The sequence below is a fragment of the Comamonas sp. MYb69 genome, from assembly GCF_037479315.1.
In the GTDB taxonomy this organism is placed as follows: Bacteria; Pseudomonadota; Gammaproteobacteria; order Burkholderiales; family Burkholderiaceae_C; genus Comamonas.
The window spans coordinates 57234-74801 of record NZ_JBBGZG010000005.1 but is presented as its reverse complement, the minus strand read 5'-3'; the positions used below and the strand labels follow the sequence as shown (position 1 = coordinate 74801).

19 protein-coding genes and 1 tRNA gene are annotated in these 17568 nt (G+C 61.7%); 8 read left to right on the top strand and 12 right to left on the bottom strand.

Features of this window, described 5'->3' with window-relative positions; genetic code table 11:
* Positions 1 to 258: 258 nt before the first annotated feature.
* Positions 259 to 335: transfer RNA gene (locus WH303_RS08645), tRNA-Arg, on the top strand.
* A 165-nt stretch (positions 336 to 500) separates the two neighbouring features.
* Here the strand turns inward: WH303_RS08645 and WH303_RS08640 are convergent.
* Entirely contained in the window at positions 501 to 887 is a 387-nt protein-coding gene (locus tag WH303_RS08640; RefSeq protein ID WP_445228270.1) for a PRC-barrel domain-containing protein, read from the bottom strand.
* Positions 888 to 918: 31 nt separating this feature from the next.
* Positions 919 to 1101 carry a CsbD family protein gene (locus WH303_RS08635; protein WP_339517971.1) on the bottom strand — a complete coding sequence of 61 codons (183 nt, stop codon included), beginning with the start codon at positions 1099 to 1101 and terminating at the stop codon, positions 919 to 921.
* Between the two features lie 518 nt (positions 1102 to 1619).
* Here WH303_RS08635 and WH303_RS08630 point away from each other — a divergent pair.
* The gene (locus WH303_RS08630) at positions 1620 to 1940 is read left to right on the top strand and encodes an FHA domain-containing protein (RefSeq protein WP_084635905.1); all 321 of its coding nucleotides are present in this window, start codon (positions 1620 to 1622) and stop codon (positions 1938 to 1940) included.
* 92 nt (positions 1941 to 2032) lie between these two features.
* Here the strand turns inward: WH303_RS08630 and WH303_RS08625 are convergent, their stop codons facing one another.
* The 9 genes from WH303_RS08625 to icd all read right to left on the bottom strand — a co-directional run bounded on the left by WH303_RS08625 (position 2033) and on the right by icd (position 10708).
* Positions 2033 to 3106 carry an alcohol dehydrogenase gene (locus WH303_RS08625; protein WP_021028231.1) on the bottom strand — a complete coding sequence of 358 codons (1074 nt, stop codon included), beginning with the start codon at positions 3104 to 3106 and terminating at the stop codon, positions 2033 to 2035.
* A gap of 218 nt (positions 3107 to 3324) precedes the next feature.
* Positions 3325 to 3822: a disulfide bond formation protein B gene (locus WH303_RS08620; RefSeq protein ID WP_021028232.1), complete on the bottom strand. Its 498-nt coding sequence runs from the start codon at positions 3820 to 3822 to the stop codon at positions 3325 to 3327.
* 134 nt (positions 3823 to 3956) lie between these two features.
* Positions 3957 to 5090, bottom strand: coding sequence for a sulfate/molybdate ABC transporter ATP-binding protein (locus WH303_RS08615; RefSeq protein WP_339517970.1), 1134 nt, complete (start codon positions 5088 to 5090; stop codon positions 3957 to 3959).
* Between the two features lie 23 nt (positions 5091 to 5113).
* The gene (gene cysW / locus WH303_RS08610; protein WP_312988335.1) at positions 5114 to 6079 is read right to left on the bottom strand and encodes a sulfate ABC transporter permease subunit CysW; all 966 of its coding nucleotides are present in this window, start codon (positions 6077 to 6079) and stop codon (positions 5114 to 5116) included.
* Positions 6080 to 6091: 12 nt separating this feature from the next.
* Positions 6092 to 6964 carry a sulfate ABC transporter permease subunit CysT gene (gene cysT, locus WH303_RS08605; RefSeq protein ID WP_021028234.1) on the bottom strand — a complete coding sequence of 291 codons (873 nt, stop codon included), beginning with the start codon at positions 6962 to 6964 and terminating at the stop codon, positions 6092 to 6094.
* Between the two features lie 72 nt (positions 6965 to 7036).
* Positions 7037 to 8041: a sulfate ABC transporter substrate-binding protein gene (locus tag WH303_RS08600; RefSeq protein WP_021028235.1), complete on the bottom strand. Its 1005-nt coding sequence runs from the start codon at positions 8039 to 8041 to the stop codon at positions 7037 to 7039.
* A 118-nt stretch (positions 8042 to 8159) separates the two neighbouring features.
* Entirely contained in the window at positions 8160 to 8711 is a 552-nt protein-coding gene (locus WH303_RS08595) for a DUF1439 domain-containing protein (protein ID WP_021028236.1), read from the bottom strand.
* A 31-nt stretch (positions 8712 to 8742) separates the two neighbouring features.
* On the bottom strand, positions 8743 to 9381 hold the full coding sequence (locus WH303_RS08590; RefSeq protein ID WP_312988337.1) for a trimeric intracellular cation channel family protein: 639 nt from the start codon (positions 9379 to 9381) through the stop codon (positions 8743 to 8745).
* 61 nt (positions 9382 to 9442) lie between these two features.
* A complete protein-coding gene (icd, locus tag WH303_RS08585) occupies positions 9443 to 10708 on the bottom strand; it encodes an NADP-dependent isocitrate dehydrogenase (protein WP_021028238.1) in 1266 nt (421 codons plus the stop codon).
* 250 nt (positions 10709 to 10958) lie between these two features.
* Between icd and WH303_RS08580 the strand changes: the two genes are divergently transcribed.
* The 3 genes from WH303_RS08580 to WH303_RS08570 all read left to right on the top strand — a co-directional run bounded on the left by WH303_RS08580 (position 10959) and on the right by WH303_RS08570 (position 13180).
* Entirely contained in the window at positions 10959 to 11468 is a 510-nt protein-coding gene (locus WH303_RS08580; protein WP_021028239.1) for a DUF192 domain-containing protein, read from the top strand.
* Between the two features lie 89 nt (positions 11469 to 11557).
* Positions 11558 to 12142, top strand: a complete 585-nt coding sequence (locus WH303_RS08575) for a peroxidase-related enzyme (RefSeq protein ID WP_339517967.1) — start codon at positions 11558 to 11560, stop codon at positions 12140 to 12142.
* Between the two features lie 12 nt (positions 12143 to 12154).
* On the top strand, positions 12155 to 13180 hold the full coding sequence (locus WH303_RS08570; RefSeq protein WP_339517966.1) for an Ldh family oxidoreductase: 1026 nt from the start codon (positions 12155 to 12157) through the stop codon (positions 13178 to 13180).
* A gap of 57 nt (positions 13181 to 13237) precedes the next feature.
* Here WH303_RS08570 and coaBC read toward each other — a convergent pair whose 3' ends face one another.
* Positions 13238 to 14452 (bottom strand): bifunctional phosphopantothenoylcysteine decarboxylase/phosphopantothenate--cysteine ligase CoaBC, encoded by a 1215-nt coding sequence (coaBC, locus tag WH303_RS08565; protein ID WP_339517964.1) that lies wholly within the window; start codon positions 14450 to 14452, stop codon positions 13238 to 13240.
* Positions 14453 to 14641: 189 nt separating this feature from the next.
* Here coaBC and WH303_RS08560 point away from each other — a divergent pair, with 189 nt between their 5' ends.
* The 3 genes from WH303_RS08560 to WH303_RS08550 all read left to right on the top strand — a co-directional run bounded on the left by WH303_RS08560 (position 14642) and on the right by WH303_RS08550 (position 17557).
* Complete coding sequence (locus tag WH303_RS08560) at positions 14642 to 16297, top strand: CTP synthase (protein WP_021028242.1); 1656 nt, start codon at positions 14642 to 14644, stop codon at positions 16295 to 16297.
* A gap of 111 nt (positions 16298 to 16408) precedes the next feature.
* The gene (gene kdsA / locus WH303_RS08555; RefSeq protein WP_339517963.1) at positions 16409 to 17266 is read left to right on the top strand and encodes a 3-deoxy-8-phosphooctulonate synthase; all 858 of its coding nucleotides are present in this window, start codon (positions 16409 to 16411) and stop codon (positions 17264 to 17266) included.
* A complete protein-coding gene (locus WH303_RS08550; protein ID WP_021028244.1) occupies positions 17267 to 17557 on the top strand; it encodes a DUF1330 domain-containing protein in 291 nt (96 codons plus the stop codon). It begins immediately after the preceding gene.
* The last annotated feature ends 11 nt before the right edge of the window (positions 17558 to 17568 follow it).

Below are 17568 nucleotides of genomic sequence, written 5' to 3'. Positions count from 1 at the left end.
GTAGAAAATGCCCGCAGTATTTTGGAACTGCGGGCATTGCTTTTTCCAGCTGGCGAGCTGCCCGCTGGCAGCAACAAGCATAGCCATCTAACCCTTCTCCCTCTTTTGGCTTGACCGCCTCTGTGGCGAGTCTGGAGAGGTTGATTCAGTGCATAATGACGCCCAGTCATAAAAGCAAAGATGACCAGTGCGGACCGCTCCGCAAATCTTCGGTTGAGGTTAAGCCCATCAAGGCAGGCACCTCCATCAATCAAGCATCTGCCCGTAGCTCAGTTGGATAGAGCAACAGCCTTCTAAGCTGTGGGTCACTGGTTCGATCCCAGTCGGGCAGGCCATATTCTCCTATGGCAGGCTGCAGTCGCAATCCCAAAAATCGCATCCCAAAACGCTGATAAGGCTGGAGCGATGGGTCAGGCAATGGCAGCTGTCAGATGGCAAGAGTCATGCAATGCAAAAAAGCCCCTTTCGGGGCTTTTCATGTCTGATCATCGACGCAGCAATTATTTCTTGGCGTACTCAAACTTAGGCAATGCCTTGAGCGCATCCTTGGTCGCACCCGGCAATGTGATCTTGTCATTTTGCACGCGGAAGTGGCCCACAGGGATCGCCACATCATGCTTGCCAACGCCCAGGAAGCCACCAGCACCGATGATGGCATAAGAGACGGCCTTGTCGGGCGCAACGATCACGTCGTCGATCTTGCCCACGGACTTGCCTTCTTCGTTGTAGACGCTCTTGCCGAGAACCGACTTCTTGAGGCTCCAACCCGTGGCAACGGCCTGGATTTCGGTCTGCTCCACACCCAGCTTTACACCGCCGGCGACGGGCACTTGCGTCTGCGCAAAGGCGGAGCCTGCAGCCATCGTGACCGCAAATGCGCCCAGCATCAAAATAGACTTGGATTTCATCGTCAGCTCCTTATTGCTTGGCGGCGTCCTTGACCGCCTCTTGCACATGGCCCGCTGCCTTCTGGGTCTTGCCTTCCACCTGCTTGGCAATGCCCTTGGCCTGCTGCTCGGGGCTGTTGACCGCCTCGCCGACCTTTTGCTGGACCTTGCCAGCCGCATCTTTGACGGCACCTGCAACTTGGTTCTTATTCATGCTTTTTCCTTCAGTGATGTTGCAAAGCAACGTTGGGATGGCTCAACGATAGCGTGGGACGAGCCGGAAAAAGTTAGGTGCACCACTTGTCAGGCAGTGGGGAAAGGCTTACAGCCGCCTGTTATCGGACAGCGTATTCCTTGCATATGCGGGCTGCTGGGCCATGGTGATAAAGGGTGCGGATGGTGCACAGCGTAAGTATCAAGCTTGTCCACCCGCCTATCGAGGCAGCAGATGCGTGCTCGCTGCTGAGCTACCGAGGACCGGGGCCAAACCAAGACCCAGGCCGCCGAGCAAAACAGTAGGGATTGCCACAAAGCCGGCACCGAGGACGGGTACTAACCCCTACAATCGCCCACCCATCTTTTAGATTCTTTGTTTTTGTTTGGTTTTTTTCATAGTTTTTGCGCATTGGCCGCAGCTATGACAATGATTGGCAATGTGTATCAATTGTGAGCGAATAATAGATGCATAATCCGCCCAGACCTTTTAATAGCCAGTTCCTCTAGGAGCTCACCATGTTGCCGGAAATCCTTGTTCGCTCTGATCTGCAATCCCCTCCCCGCGCCATCCAGCTGGAACGCGGTTGCACGGCCATCGGCCGAGGTCCGAGCAGCGGTCTTTTCCTGAGCGACCCGAGCATCAGCCGCGACCATGGGGCCTTTAGCTACTATATTGGCCTGTTGATGGTCGAGGACCATGACAGCACCAATGGCATCTTTGTCAACGGCCGCCGCGTCAAGCGCCAGGTTCTGTATGCGGGTGACCAAGTCAGCGTTGGCCCTTTCCAGATCGTCGTCAAGTCCGGCTCCGTGCCGACCCTGGAGACGCAAGAATAAGCGCCTGCCGCTCCACGAAAAAAGTCCGCATTCGCGGACTTTTTGCATGGCCAAGGCCTGGCCCGTGGCAATCGGGTTCAGCGGCCGGAGAATCAGGCCACCGCCTCCTCATTGGGGGTCAGCATGAGGCGTCCCACGGCCTTGCCTTGCTCCAGCGCCACCAGCGCCGAGAACGCCTTGCTGAAATGCATGCAGGTCGTTGGCACCGGGCTCAGTTTTTTGTCGCGCACCAGCGCGATCAGCTCGCGCAGATCACCGAGGTTGCCCACATAGGTGCCTTGGTAGGTAATGGCGCGGATCGCATGCGTGGGGGTGGGCAGATCCACATGGCCGCCAAACAGACCAATCTGCACCAGGTGGCCGCCCTTGGTCAGCATGTCGATGCCCTGCTGCACGGTCTGGCTCGAGCCCACGCAGTCAATGATGGCCCAGACGGCACCACCGGCAGCCTGCTTGACCTGCGCGATAAAGTCCGCCGACTTGGGATCGATGACGACATCGGCGCCCGCATTCAATGCCGCCGCATGCTTGCTGGCATCGGGCTCGACCACCACGACGCCAGCGCCACCCATGGCCTTCATCAGCAAGATGGCCATCAGGCCCAGGCCGCCAGCGCCAAACAGCACGACCTTCTCGTCCTTGAACACCTGGGGGGAGATCTTCTTGATCGCGCTGTAGGTGGTCAGGCCCGAGCAGGCATAGGGCGCAGCGCGCTCGGCGGGCATGTCGCCGATATCCACCAGGTAGTAGGCATGGTTGACCAGCACATGGTCGGCGTAGCCGCCATTTTGGTACACGCCCATAGATTTGCCAGCCAGGCACAGGTTCTCATCACCGCGCTTGCAGACCTTGCATTCGCCGCAGCCATGCCAGGGGAAGACCACATAGCGCTTGCCGATCTCGACACCCTTGGCGTCCGGGCCCATCGCCACCACCTCGCCTGCAATTTCGTGGCCCAGGGTCAAGGGCAGCTTCATGCCGCGGTCGGCCATCGACAGCTTTTTGCCATTGCCCAGGTCGTATTCGCCATGCCAGATGTGCAGGTCCGAGTGGCACACGCCTGCGGCCTCAATGCGCACCAGCACCTGGTCTCCGGTCGGTACGGGGGTTGGGCGCTCGCTGCGCACCAGGGGTTCACCAAAGCCGGTGACGTCATAGCTGATCATGCGATCTCCTTGTTGCTTGTTCGTTGTAATGAGCCGGGCCATCGGGCCTGTCTCGATGCCTGTCAGATCAGCATATTAGTGCGGCCGTTTTTCTGCACAAGCTGGCTATCACGCACACCAGTCGCATTGGCGATAAAGGGCAGCCAAGCCGTCACCCACCCAAATCGGCCATAAAAAACGCCCCTAGAAAGGGGCGTTGGTCGGCAGATCGCAGCAGCTCAGCGCTTGGCCTTGAACAAGGCTAGCAGCAGCACGATGCTGAATGCGGCAAAGGCGAGGAAGGACCAGTTGGCGATCGACAGACCCAGGAAGGTCCAGTCGATGGCCGTGCAATCGCCCGAGCCACGGAAAATCATCGGCAGCGAGCGGCTGATCGGGTAGTTCTCGATCATGCCGTAGAAGTCGCGCCCGCAGGTGGCGAACTCTGGCGGGTTCCATTGCAGCCAGCTTTGGCGCGCTGCGGTGAAGGCGCCAAAGACCGAGAACAGCAGCGCCAGGCCGCCAAAGCTCTTCCACCAGCCGGCCGACGAGGGCCGCAGGCTGCCCAGCAGCGCCAGCACACCAACCGCAATCAGGCAGTAGCGCTGCACGATGCACATCGGACAGGGCTCCAGCCCCACCACGTGCTGCAAATACATGCCAAAAGCCATCATGGCCGCACAGGCCACAAAAATCAGCGCCAAGGTGCGGCGCGGTGCGTTCCAGATCCAGTTCAAGTCATGTCCTTATGCTGCCAACCCCGCCATCTTACGCGTACAGACCTGCAGGGGCCTGAAACCAGAAAACCGGCTCCGCCCCATGGGCAGAACCGGGTCTCACAGCTTCAGCCGCAGGCGCGAGCGTCAGGGCACTAGATATTGGCTGCTTGATCGAGAAAAACTCGGGCTTGGCGCGGTGTCACCACCAGCGTCTCGCCTTCCTTGAGGCCCATGGCTTTGAACTGCTGCGCAGAAATCTGCGCCTCAATGAGCTTGTCGCTGTTCGAAGCCTCGGCACCCTGGGCTTGGTGCCCGCCGATGGCAATAAGTTCCAGACGGGCGATGGGGCCGACCACAATCGCGCGGTCGAGCTGGGCGACGATGCCGCGCTGGCGGCCATCGGCGTCTTTTTCCTGGCCGGGCGAATAGCGCTCCACATCCAGCTCATGGGGCCGCACATAGGCCAGTGCCAGGGCATTGTTGGCCGAGGCGAACTCTGGCGAATCGATCTGCACGCCCCCCTCCACCACCGTATGCCCGCCGGTGGCGCGGCCATGGAACAGGTTGACATCGCCCAGAAAGCCGTAGACGAAGGGGCTGGCCGGGCTGTCCCAGACTTCCTGCGGCGTGCCGGCCTGCTCGATCTGGCCCTTGTTGATCACGACCACGCGGTCGGCCACTTCCAGCGCTTCTTCCTGGTCATGGGTCACAAAGATGCTGGTCACATGCAGCTCATCGTGCAGGCGGCGCAGCCAGCGGCGCAGCTCCTTGCGCACCTTGGCATCGAGCGCGCCAAAGGGCTCGTCGAGCAGCAGCACCTTGGGCTCCACCGCCAGCGCGCGGGCCAGCGCAATGCGCTGGCGTTGGCCGCCCGACAGCTGCGAGGGGTAGCGGTCTGCGATCCAGTCGAGCTGCACCAGCTTAAGCAGGCTCATCACCTTCTCGCGAATCTGGGCTTCGCTCGGGCGCTCCTTGCGCGGCTTGATGCGCAGGCCAAAGGCCACGTTCTCGAACACCGTCATATGGCGAAACAGCGCGTAGTGCTGAAAAACAAAGCCCACATTGCGGTTGCGCACATGCACATCGGTAGTGTCTTCACCGCTGAACTGGATGGTGCCCTGGTCGGCTGACTCCAGACCGGCGATGATGCGCAGCAAGGTGGTCTTGCCGCAGCCCGAGGGGCCCAGCAGCGCGATGAGTTCACCGGATTTGATGTCCAGGTTGACGTTATTGAGCGCTTTAAAGCTGCCAAACGACTTGGAAATGTTTTGGATTTCAATGCTCATATCCGACCTCGAAAATACCGTGTTTATGCCGTGGCTGCGCTGTCATCGCGCGGCCGCTCGGGCGGCAGGCTGGCTGCCTCTTTGTGCTCTTTCTCGGCACGCCACTCGGCGATCGATTTGAGCACCAGGGTCACCAGCGCCAGCAAGGCCAGCAGCGACGCCACTGCAAAGGCTGCAGAAGACTGAAAGTCGGCATACAAAATCTCGACATGCAGCGGAATGGTATTGGTCTGGCCGCGAATGCTGCCCGAGACCACCGAGACCGCGCCAAACTCGCCCATGGCCCGCGCATTGCACAGGATGACGCCATACAACAGGCCCCATTTGATATTGGGCAGGGTCACACGCCAGAAGGTCTGCCAGCCCGATGCGCCCAGCACAATGGCCGCCTGTTCCTCGTCATTGCCTTGGGCCTGCATCAGCGGAATCAGCTCCCGGGCGATGAAGGGGAAGGTCACGAACACGGTGGCCAGCACAATACCCGGCACGGCAAAGATCACCTTGAGGTTATGGGCCTCCAGCCAGCTGCCAAACCAGCCATTGGCGCCAAACAGCAGCACATAGGTCAGGCCCGCCACCACAGGAGACACCGAGAACGGCAGGTCCACCAGCGATGTCAGCAAGGCCTTGCCCTTGAATTCGAACTTGGCAATCGCCCAGGCGGCTGCCACGCCAAATACCAGGTTCAGCGGCACCGCAATCAGCGCGGTGATCAAGGTCAGCTTGATGGCCGACCAGGCATCGGGCTCGGTGAGCGCTGCTACATAGGTGTCCCAACCCTTGCGCAGCGCCTCGACAAACACGGCCACCAGCGGCAGCAGCAAAAACAGCAGCATGAAGGTCAGTGCAATACCGGTCAGGGTCCAGCGCACCCAGCGCGGCTCGGTCACGGTGCTTTGCACTTCGGGCACATGGCGGGCCACATACTGGTAGCGCGCCAGCACCGTGCCCAGCACCACCACCACGATGGCAATCAATACGAGATACATGGTTGGCATGGTTTAGATCCCCGCACGCTTGCGCTGCCAGCTTTGCAGGCCGTTGATGAGAAGCAGCAGCACGAAGGAGATCACCAGCATCACCATCGCAATGGCGGTGGCACCGGCATAGTCATGCAGCTCCAGCTTGGCCATGATGACGAAAGGCGTGATCTGCGACTCCATCGGGATGTTGTTGGAGACGAAGATGACCGAGCCATACTCGCCCACCGCGCGGGCAAAGGCCATCGCAAAGCCGGTCAGCAAGGCGGGACCGATCGCGGGCAGGATCACCTTGTAAAAGGTTTGCCAGCGCGAGGCGCCCAGGCTGCCGGCAGCCTCTTCCAGCTCTTTTTCAAAATCTTCCAGCACCGGCTGCACCGTGCGCACCACAAACGGAAGGCCGATAAAGATCAGCGCAAACACGATACCCACGCGGTTGAACACCAGCTGGATGCCCAGCGGCGCAAAGTACTGGCCAATCCAGCCGTTGTCGGCCAGCAAGGCGGTCAGCGAGATGCCGGCGACGGCCGTGGGCAGCGCAAAAGGCAGATCGACCAGCGCATCGACGATCTTCTTGCCCGGAAACTTGTAACGCACCAGCACCCAGGCGATCAGCATGCCAAACACCAGGTTCACCAGCGCGGCGATCAGTGAGGCACCGAAGGTGACCTTGTAGGCGGCCACGGCAATGGGGGCGGAGATCGTGGTCCAGAACTGGTCCCAGGTCAGCTCAAAGGTCTTGAACAGCAAGGTCGCCAGCGGGATCAGCACAATGATGCTGAGGTAGAAAATGGTGTAGCCCAGGGTGAGCCCAAAGCCTGGCAGTACCCGTTTGGCACTCCGGCGTTTGGCACTGGGCACGGCGTTGGCCGGGGCAGTGATGGCAGCTGACATGGATTCCGATCGGCAAAAATCTACAGGAAATACGCAGTCAGCGCCCGGCTGGCGGGCGCTGCTGCTGGCTCATCACTTCTTGGGTTCGGTGAACAGCTTGTCGAAATAGCCGCCGTCGCTGAAATGGGTCTTCTGCGCTTCACCCAGGCTGCCAAAGTACTTGCCCACGGTGAACTGCTTGATCGGCTTGAACACGTCGGCGTGCTTTTTCAGCACCGCTTCGCTGCGGGGGCGGATCGCATGGTTGGCGGCGATTTCCTGGCCTTCATCGGAGTAGAGGAAGTCCAGGTAGGCCTTGGCCAGCTCGGCCGTGCCCTTTTTCTCGACCGTGCGCTCGACCACGGCAACCGGGTTTTCAGCGGTGATGCTCACCGATGGGTAGACCGGATCGACCTTGCCCTTGCCAAATTCGCGGTCAATGGAGACCACTTCGGATTCAAAGGTGATCAGCACATCGCCCACATTGCGCTGCAGGAAGGCGGCCGTCGCATCGCGCCCACCCTTGGCCAGCACCGGCACGTTCTTGTACAGCTTGCTGATGTAGGCTTGCGCATCGGCGTCCGACCCACCCTTTTCACGGGCCTGGCCCCAGGCGGCCAGATAGGCGTAGCGGCCATTGCCACCCAGCTTGGGGTTCACGACCACCACCTGCACACCAGGCTTGATCAGGTCATCCCAGTCCTTGATGCCCTTGGGGTTGCCATTACGCACCAGAAACAGCATGGTCGAGGTGGTGGGCGATGCGTCGTTGGGAAACTTCTTGGCCCAGTCCTTGGCAACCACGCCCTTTTCGGCGAGGAACTCCACGTCGGTCGTGGTGTTGAAGGTCACCACATCGGCGGCGAGGCCTTCGGACACGGCACGCGCCTGGGCGCTCGAGCCACCATGGGACTGGTCGACCTTGATGTCGACACCCTTGGTCTTCTTGTAATGGGCGATAAAGGCCGTGTTGTAGTCCTTGTAGAACTCGCGGGCCACGTCATACGAGACATTGAGCAGCTGGTTTTGTGCCAGCACCGAACCACTGGCCACCACCGCTGCGGCAACCACCAAAGATTTCAATCCACCCAGTTTCATGTTCTGCTACCCGTTTGTATGAAGTGATGTAGCAAATTGTGGACTTTTGTACTTAAAACTCAAACGAATATATTTTTGTTAATTTATGGTGTTTTGAGAATATAGAAAAAGCGCGGCATCACAGGCCCAGAATGATGACGAGCACGCCCTTGTCAACCTTGATATCGCGCACCGCCATGCGCGCAACGCGCTGGCGCGTGTCCGATGCATTGAGCGTGTAGATCGGTTGCTGGGCCAGGTACGAGGCCATGGCGGCCTCCAGCGCCACCTGCGCCATCGCCGTGCGCCGCTCATCGAGGCCCTGCACCACCAGCTTGTCCATCACCGGCTGGTCCAGAAAGATCGCGCCGCGCTCGGCGTCATAGCGCAAGGAGGAAGACACATCGATCTGCGCGCCCAGCAGCTGGCTGCCGCTCGTGTTGGTCGTGACGGTCATGTTCAGCCCGAAGTCGACGCGCTCGCTGTCCTCATTCAAATGCACCCGGGGCTGCGCCATGGTGACGGAGACCAGCGGGTAGCGCTGCGTCAGCGGCAGGCGCTCGGCGAGCTTTTGCTCGAGCTGCGCCTGGCTGATGCGGATTTCATAGGTCTTGCCCGCCAGGTACCAGATGGCAGCGGCGCCCACCAAGGCCAGCAGCGCCAGCAGTGACCATGCAAATTTTTTTCCCATGCCTGCACAACTCCTCTTGCTACAACCTTGCCTATTCCACCCGCCAGCTCGGCAGCCGCCAATGCCGCCACAGCGCAATCGCGCGCAGGCCGGCGGTGACGAACACGCAGCCGAGCATCGGCGCCATCTCTGGCACGGGCGAGCTGCGCAGCAGCAGATCTACCCAGCCGCCGACAAAAGCGCAGACCGCATAGGGCTGGTGGTCACGGAAAGCCTGCGGGATCTCGCCGCACATCACATCGCGCAACACCCCGCCAAACACCCCGGTGATCACGCCCATCATCACGCAAATGAGCGCGGGCAGCCCTTGCTCGGCGGCCATGTCCACGCCCACCGCGGCAAACAGGCCCAGACCCAGCATATCGGGCCAGAGCATGGCGCGCTCGGTCAGCGCAAAATGGCGCTGCCGCAAAAAAATGATGGCCAGCAGGCTGATGCCCAGGATCACCCAGACAAAGGTCTCCTGCCGCACCCAGAAAAAGGGCCGCTGGTCCAGCAGCAAATCGCGCAAGGTGCCGCCGCCAAACGCGGCCACAAAGGCCACCACGCAGACGCCGACGACATCGAGCTTCTTGTGCGCCGCCTTGATCACCCCGGACAGCGCAAACGCAATCGTCGCCGCGATCTCCAGCACCTGGCGCGCAGTGTCGATGATGTGCGGTGTGTCCATGGCCATGGGCAACAAGGTAAGAGGCGGGGCGCGGCCAGATGCGCGCCCCACCGGTGGAAGGTCAGGCAGCTTGCATATTGCTGATCATCTCATCGCCAAAGCGCGAGGTGCTGACCTGCGTGGCGCCATCCATCAGCCGCGCAAAGTCATAGGTCACGCGCTTGGAGGCAATGGTGGCCTCCATCGCGGCAATGATCAGGTCCGCCGCTTCGCTCCAGCCGATATGGCGCAGCATCATCTCGGCCGACAGGATCAGCGAGCCGGGGTTGACATAGTCCTTGCCCGCATACTTGGGCGCCGTGCCATGCGTGGCCTCGAACACCGCGACCCGGTCCGACAGATTGGCACCCGGCGCAATGCCGATGCCGCCCACCTGCGCGGCCACCGCATCCGAGATGTAGTCGCCGTTCAAGTTGAGGGTGGCAATCACCGAGTAATCGGCCGGGCGCAGCAGCACCTGCTGCAAGAAGGCATCGGCAATCACATCCTTGATGATGATCTCGGAGCCATCCTTGGGGCTTTTGAGGCGCATCCAGGGGCCGCCGTCGATGACCTCGGCGCCGAATTCCTTCTTGGCCAGCGCATAACCCCAGTCGCGGAACGCACCTTCGGTGAACTTCATGATGTTGCCCTTGTGCACCAAGGTCACGCTGGGCTTGTCATGGTCGATCGCGTACTGGATGGCCTGGCGCACCAGGCGCTCGGTGCCTTCGCGCGAGACGGGCTTGATGCCGATGCCCGAGCTTTGCGGAAAGCGGATCTTCTGCGAGCCGATCTCCTGCTGCAAAAAGGCAATCAGCTTGACGGCCAGGTCCGAGCCTGCGGCAAACTCGATACCGGCATAGATGTCTTCGGAGTTCTCGCGGAAGATCACCATATGCGTCTTATGGGGCTCGCGCACCGGCGAAGGCACGCCTTCAAAGTAGCGCACCGGCCGCAGGCAGACATACAGGTCCAGCGTTTGGCGCAGGGTGACGTTGAGCGAGCGGATGCCGCCGCCCACTGGCGTATTCAATGGTCCCTTGATGGCAACCAGGTACTGGCCGATGGCATCCATGGTTTCCTGGGGCAGGCTTTGGCCCTCGCCATACAGGCCAACTGCCTTGTCACCGGCAAACACTTCCATCCAGGCAATGCGGCGGGCCTCGCCATAGGCCTGGGCCACCGCTGCATCCACCACCTTGCGCATCACCGGCGTGATGTCGCGGCCCACGCCATCACCTTCGATAAAGGGGATGATGGGCTGGTCGGGCACGCACAGGCTGTGGTCCGCATTGGCCGTGATGGCCTGCCCGCCCTCGGGTTGCTGGATATGTTGAGCACGCATTGTCACAAATCTCCCAATCTGATTCTTCGCCCAGCCCCACACCAGGCACCAGGCGCATGTGTTACCGCCAACGATTCTATCGACAAATACCGGCCGGGCCCGGCTGCACAAACTGTGACATCTGATCCCGGCACCGGGCATGGCACAGCGGACGCGCAGCAAGGCTGGCATGGTGTATAAAACCGGCTATGGCGCGCTGCGCCGCCACGGCACATCTCGTGCACCCTGCTTTGTGAGAGTCCTGACCACCATGTTCCCCACCCCCTTGGCCATCCGTTCTTCCCGCCTCGCTCAGCGCTGCCTTGCCGCATCGGCCCTGGCCTGCGCACTGGCTGCGGCCTTGCCGGCTGCGGCGCAGCAGGCGGCGCCCACCGGGGAGCCCCAGATGCAGCTGGCCCGCACCGAGCTGACAGCCGGCATGCACCGCATCCATGCGCAGGTGGCGCAGACGGCGCGCGAGAAGGAAATCGGCCTGATGTTCCGCAAGGAGATGCCGGCCAACGAAGGCATGCTTTTTGTGTTTGACCGCCCCGGCACCCAGTGCTTCTGGATGAAGAACACCATCCTGCCGCTGACCGCCGCCTTTGTCAGTGACGACGGCACCATCGTCAACCTGGCCGATATGCAGCCGATGACGGAAGACTCGCACTGCTCGAGCAAGCCGGTGCGCTATGTGCTGGAGATGAACCAGGGCTGGTTCAAGCAAAAGGGCATTGCGCCCGGCACCAAGCTGCGCGGCCGCCCTTTCAGCGCAAACTGACCATCCCCTGCAGTAGTCACCAACAGGCAGGCCCAGCGCAGGGCTTGCCTCTATGATGGTCCGCAGAACAACCCTGTGGAGACATGACCATGGCTGCAACTGCGCGCTACCCCCTGCCCGATCTCAAGAGCCTGCCCGAGGACATCCAGGCCCGCATCGCCCAGGTGCAGGAAAAGGCCGGCTTCATCCCCAATGTGTTTTTGGCCTTTGCACGCCGCCCGGCGGAATGGCGCGCCTTCTTTGCCTACCACGATGCGCTGATGGAGCGCGAGGAAAGCAGCCTGAGCAAGGCCGAGCGCGAGATGATCGTCACCGTCACCAGCGCGCACAACGAGTGCCTGTACTGCGTGGTCGCGCATGGCGCGCTGGTGCGCGTCTACGACAAGGCCCCGATGCTGGCCGACCAGTTGGCCGTCAACTACCGCAAGGCGAATATCTCGGCTCGCCAGCGCGCGATGCTGGATTTTGCGATGAAGGTCTGCACCCGCTCGCAGGAGATTGACGAGGCGGACTTCAGCGCCCTGCACACCCATGGCTTTGATGACGAAGACATCTGGGACATTGCGGCCATCACCGCCTTCTTTGGCCTGAGCAACCGCATGGCCAGCTTTGCCGGCATGCAGCCCAATGACGAGTTCTATCTGATGGGCCGCATTCCCCGCAGCAAGGCCTGAGGCGGCAAAAGAATGGATCAAGGACAAGAAGACTGCCTGCTGATCAGCGAGAGCGACCTGCACCTCTTGGCGCTGCAGGTATTGCAGCACCTGGGCTTGAGCGCAGACCATGCCCAGGCCATCGCCCGCATCGTGGTCGCAGGCCAGCGCGATGCCTGCCAAAGCCATGGCGCCTACCGCATCCTGAGCGCGGCCCACACCATCCGCACCGGCCTGGTGGACCTGCAAGCCCCTCCTCTGCTGCAGCCCACGCAAGGCGCGATCACCCGGGTCGATGCCCAGCGCGGCTTCTCGCCCTGGGCGCTGGAAGTGGGCCTGCCGCCCTTGGTGGCTGCCACGCGCCAGCTGGGCATGGGCGCCTTGGTGATCAACCACTGCTGCCACTTCACGGCGCTGTGGCCGGAGGTGGAGATGCTCACCGACCAAGGCCTGGCCGCGCTGGTGATGACACCCAGCCATGCCTGGGTCGCCCCGGCCGGCGGCAGCAAAGGGGTGTTTGGCACCAACCCGATTGCCTTTGGCTGGCCCCGGCCGGGCCCCTACCCCTATGTATTTGACTTTGCCACCAGCGCCATTGCGCGCGGCGATCTGGACCTGCACCGCCGCGCCGGCACCCCGCTGCCCGAAGGCGTGGGCATCGATGCGCAGGGCCAGCCATCGACCGACCCGGCCGCCGTAGCCCAGGGCGCGATGCGCACCTTTGGCGGCCACAAGGGCTCGGCCCTGGCCACCATGGTCGAGTTGATGGCCGGCATGCTGATTGGAGATCTGGGCAGCCAGGAATCGATGGCGCTGGACGCCGGTGCCGGCGGCATGCCCTGCCATGGCCACCTGGTGCTGGCTTTTGACCCTGAACGCTTTGCTGGCGAAGACTGGCCCGGCCACCAGGCGCGTGCCGAGGCCCTGTTTGCCGCGATCAAAGGCCAGGGGGCACGCCTGCCCTCCGAGCGGCGCTATGCCGCGCGGGCTTTGAGTGCGCAGCAAGGCATCCGCCTGCCACGCCAACTGCACGCCGAGATCCTGGCCTTGTTGAACTGATGCACAGCAAACAGCCGCCCATCTTGGCGGCTGCAATCTGCGAAGCATGTGGCCGGACTAGCGCGCGATGCGCTTGGCAATCTCGGCGACCAGCTGCTCGCCCAAGACTGCCTTGCTGGCATGGGGCAGCTCCTTATGGCCTTGCGCATCCACCAACAGCAAGGCGTTATCGTCCTTGCCAAAGGTGGCGGGGCCAATATTGCCGACCAAGAGCGGAATCTGCTTGCGCAGTCGCTTGGCCTGGGCATTAGCCAACAGGTTTTCGCTCTCAGCGGCAAAACCCACGCAGTACAGAGCACCGCTTTTGGCGCGAGGCAGCTGCGCGACCGTGGCCAGAATGTCCGGATTCTCGACAAAGGCCAGTTGCGGCACCTCGCCACTGCCGTCTTTCTTGATCTTCTGATCCGCCGCGCGGGCTGGGCGCCAGTCGGCCACCGCAGCGGTGGCGACAAACACATCGGCGCCTTCAACGCTGGCCAGCACCGCCTGCAGCATGTCTTGCGCCGATTGCACATCAATGCGGCGCACGCCACGCGGCGTGGGCACATGCACGGGGCCGGCTACCAGCGTGACCTCGGCGCCAGCCGCCTGCGCCGCACGCGCAATCGCAAAGCCCATCTTGCCGCTCGAGAGGTTGGTGATGCCCCGCACTGGGTCAATCGCTTCAAACGTGGGGCCGGCGGTGATCAGCAGTTTTTTGCCTGCCAGCGCCTTGGCACTGAAAAAATACTGCAGCTCTTCCTCAATCTCGGCGGCCTCCAGCATGCGGCCGTCGCCAGTCTCGCCGCAGGCTTGGTCGCCATTGCCCACGCCCAGCACCACGGCACCATCGGCCTGCACCTGGCGCAGGTTGCGTTGCGTCGCAGGGTGGGCCCACATCTCGCGGTTCATCGCGGGGGCCAGGATCAAGGGCACGGTATCAATGGGCCGCGCCAGGCACAACAGGCTCAGCAGCTCATCGGCGCGGCCTTGCACCAGGCGGGCGATAAAGTCGGCGCTGCAAGGCGCCACGACAATCGCATCGGCCTCGCGGCTCAGGTTGATGTGCGGCATGTTGTTGTGCTCGCGCGCATCCCACTGTGAGGTATAGACTGGGCGGTTGGAGAGCGCCTGCATGGTGACGGGCGTCATGAACTGGGTGGCCGACTCGGTCATGACCACCTGCACGGTCGCGCCCGCCTTGGTCAATCGGCGGCACAGCTCGGCAGACTTGAATGCGGCAACGCCACCCGACATGCCGAGGACAATATGTTTTCCATGGAGCTGGTTCATGCCCGCCAATGTAGCAGAGGCACAGCGCGGCCGCTGCACTGCAGCAGACAAGAGAGCAGTGGCAGAGCGGCTATGTTGGCGGCGGTTGCTGCGCCGCAAACCCGTGGCCGTTGAAGCCCATTTACCGCAGCTGTCCGCACAGGCGGGCATACGCCTTTATAATCAGAATTTCCCACCTCCCTAAAAGACATGACCAAATTTGTCTTCGTTACTGGCGGTGTGGTGTCTTCCCTGGGCAAGGGAATCGCCTCAGCCTCCCTTGCAGCGATTTTGGAATCGCGCGGACTCAAAGTCACCCTGATCAAGCTGGATCCCTACATCAACGTGGATCCGGGCACCATGTCCCCCTTCCAGCACGGCGAAGTGTTTGTGACGGACGATGGCGCCGAGACCGACCTGGACCTGGGCCACTATGAGCGTTTCATCGAAACGCGCATGCGCCAGACCAACAACTTCACGACCGGCCGTATCTACCAAAGCGTTCTTGAAAAAGAGCGCCGTGGTGATTACCTGGGCAAGACCGTGCAGGTCATCCCGCACATCACCAACGAGATCCAGGAATACGTCAAGCGCGGCGCCGGCATCGGCACCGACCACGCAGTCGATGTCGCCATCTGCGAAATCGGCGGCACGGTCGGCGATATCGAGTCGCTGCCCTTCCTGGAAGCGGTGCGCCAGCTGTCGCTCAAGCTCGGCCCGAACAACTCGGCCTTTGTGCACCTGACCTACCTGCCCTACATTGCAGCGGCCGGCGAGCTCAAGACCAAGCCCACCCAGCACACGGTGCAAAAGCTGCGCGAAATCGGTATCCAGCCCGATGCGCTGCTGTGCCGCGCCCAGCATGCGGTGCCTGAGGAAGAGCGTGACAAGATCTCCTTGTTCACCAACGTCCAGTCCTGGGGCGTCATCAGCATGTGGGATGTGGACACCATCTACAAGGTGCCGCGCATGCTGCACGAGCAGGGCCTCGATGGCCTCATCTGCGACAAGCTGCGCCTGAACACGCCACCGGCCAACCTCAAGCGCTGGGATGACCTGGTCTACGAGACCGAGCACCCCAAGGGCGAAGTGGCCATCGCGATGGTGGGCAAGTATGTCGAGCTGTCGGACGCCTACAAGTCCGTCAACGAAGCGCTCAAGCACGCTGGCATGCAAAACCATGTGCGCGTCAAGATCACGCACGTGGATTCGGAAACCATCCATGACAGCGATGCGGCCGAGCTGCTCAAGAGCTATGACGGCATCCTGGTGCCCGGCGGCTTTGGCTCGCGCGGTGTCGAAGGCAAGATCTCGACGGCCAAGTTTGCCCGCGAAGGCAAGGTGCCCTACCTGGGTATCTGCCTGGGCATGCAGGTGGCGACCATCGAATACGCCCGCCATGTGGCGGGCCTGGACAACGCCAACTCCACCGAGTTCGACCGCCAGACCCCCCACCCTGTGATCGCGCTGATCACCGAGTGGAAGGATGCCGACGGCACCATCAAGACCCGCGACGAGAACTCGGACCTGGGTGGCACGATGCGCCTGGGCGCGCAATCGTCCGATGTGCAAAAGGACTCGCTGGCCCACAGCATCTATGGCGATGTAGTGACCGAGCGCCACCGCCACCGCTACGAGGCCAACACCCAGTACCTGGACCAGCTGCGCAAGGCGGGCCTGGTGATCTCGGCGCTGACCCAGCGCGAGCACCTGACCGAGATTGTCGAGCTGCCCAAGGCGGTGCACCCCTGGTTCATCGGTGTGCAGTTCCACCCCGAGTTCAAGTCCACCCCCTGGGCCGGCCATCCGCTGTTCAATGCCTTCATCAAGGCGGCAGTCGATCGCAAGAAGCAGGCAGCCAAGTAAAATTGCGGCCACGCTGCGGCACACACAGAAGCCATGACAAACAAAGCATCCACCAACGCTGCGTTTTTCATGGCGTCTTTGCTCTCACCCCATCCTTAAGGAACACCGTCCATGCAATTGTGCGGATTTAATATCGGGCTTGATAAACCGTTTTTCCTGATCGCCGGCCCCTGCGTGGTCGAGTCCGAGCAGCTGCAGATGGATGTGGCCGGACAGCTCAAGGAAATGACGTCCAGCCTGGGCATCCCCTTTATCTTCAAGAGCAGCTTTGACAAGGCCAACCGCAGCTCGGGCACGAGCTTTCGCGGCCCCGGCATGGAAAAGGGCCTGGAGATTCTGGCCAAGGTGAAAAAAGAGCTGAATGTGCCCATCCTCACCGATGTGCACACCGAAGCCGAAGTGCCCTACGTGGCCAGCATCGTCGATGTGCTGCAGACCCCCGCGTTCCTGTGCCGCCAGACCGACTTCATCCGTGCGGTCGCGCAATCGGGCAAGCCCGTGAATATCAAGAAGGGCCAGTTTCTGGCCCCGCATGACATGAAGAATGTCATCGACAAGGCCCGCGCTGCCGCCAAGGAAGTGGGTCTGCCCGAAGACAGCTTCATGGCCTGCGAACGCGGTGCCAGCTTTGGCTACAACAACCTGGTGAGCGACATGCGCTCGCTCGCCATCATGCGCGAAACCAATGCGCCCGTGGTGTTCGACGCCACGCACAGCGTGCAGTTGCCCGGCGGCAATGGCACCTCCAGCGGCGGCATGCGCGAGATGGTGCCCGTGCTGGCCCGTGCAGCGATTGCCGTGGGCGTCGCTGGCGTGTTCATGGAAACCCATCCCGACCCCTGCAACGCCCTGAGCGATGGCCCCAATGCCGTGCCGCTCAAGCACATGAAGGCCTTGCTCGAAACCATGGTGGCGCTGGACAGCATCACCAAGAAGAACGGTTTCCTGGAAAACAATTTTGGAGCTTAAATGCCAAGCGCATACATCATTGCATCGGTCACCGTCACCAACCCCGAGCAGTACGAGGAGTACCGCAAGTACAGCACCATCGCCATGCAAACCTATGGCGCCGAGGTCTGTGTGCGCGGCGGCAAGGTCGAGGTGATCGAGGGCGACTGGAACCCTGGCCGCACCGTGATCCTGAAGTTCAAGGACAGCGAGCAAGCCCGCCGTTTTTACGACTCCCCCGAATACAGCAAGGCGCGCGAGGCACGTGCCGGCGCTGCCATCATGCGCATGGTGCTGGTCGAAGGCGTTTAAGCGCTGCATCG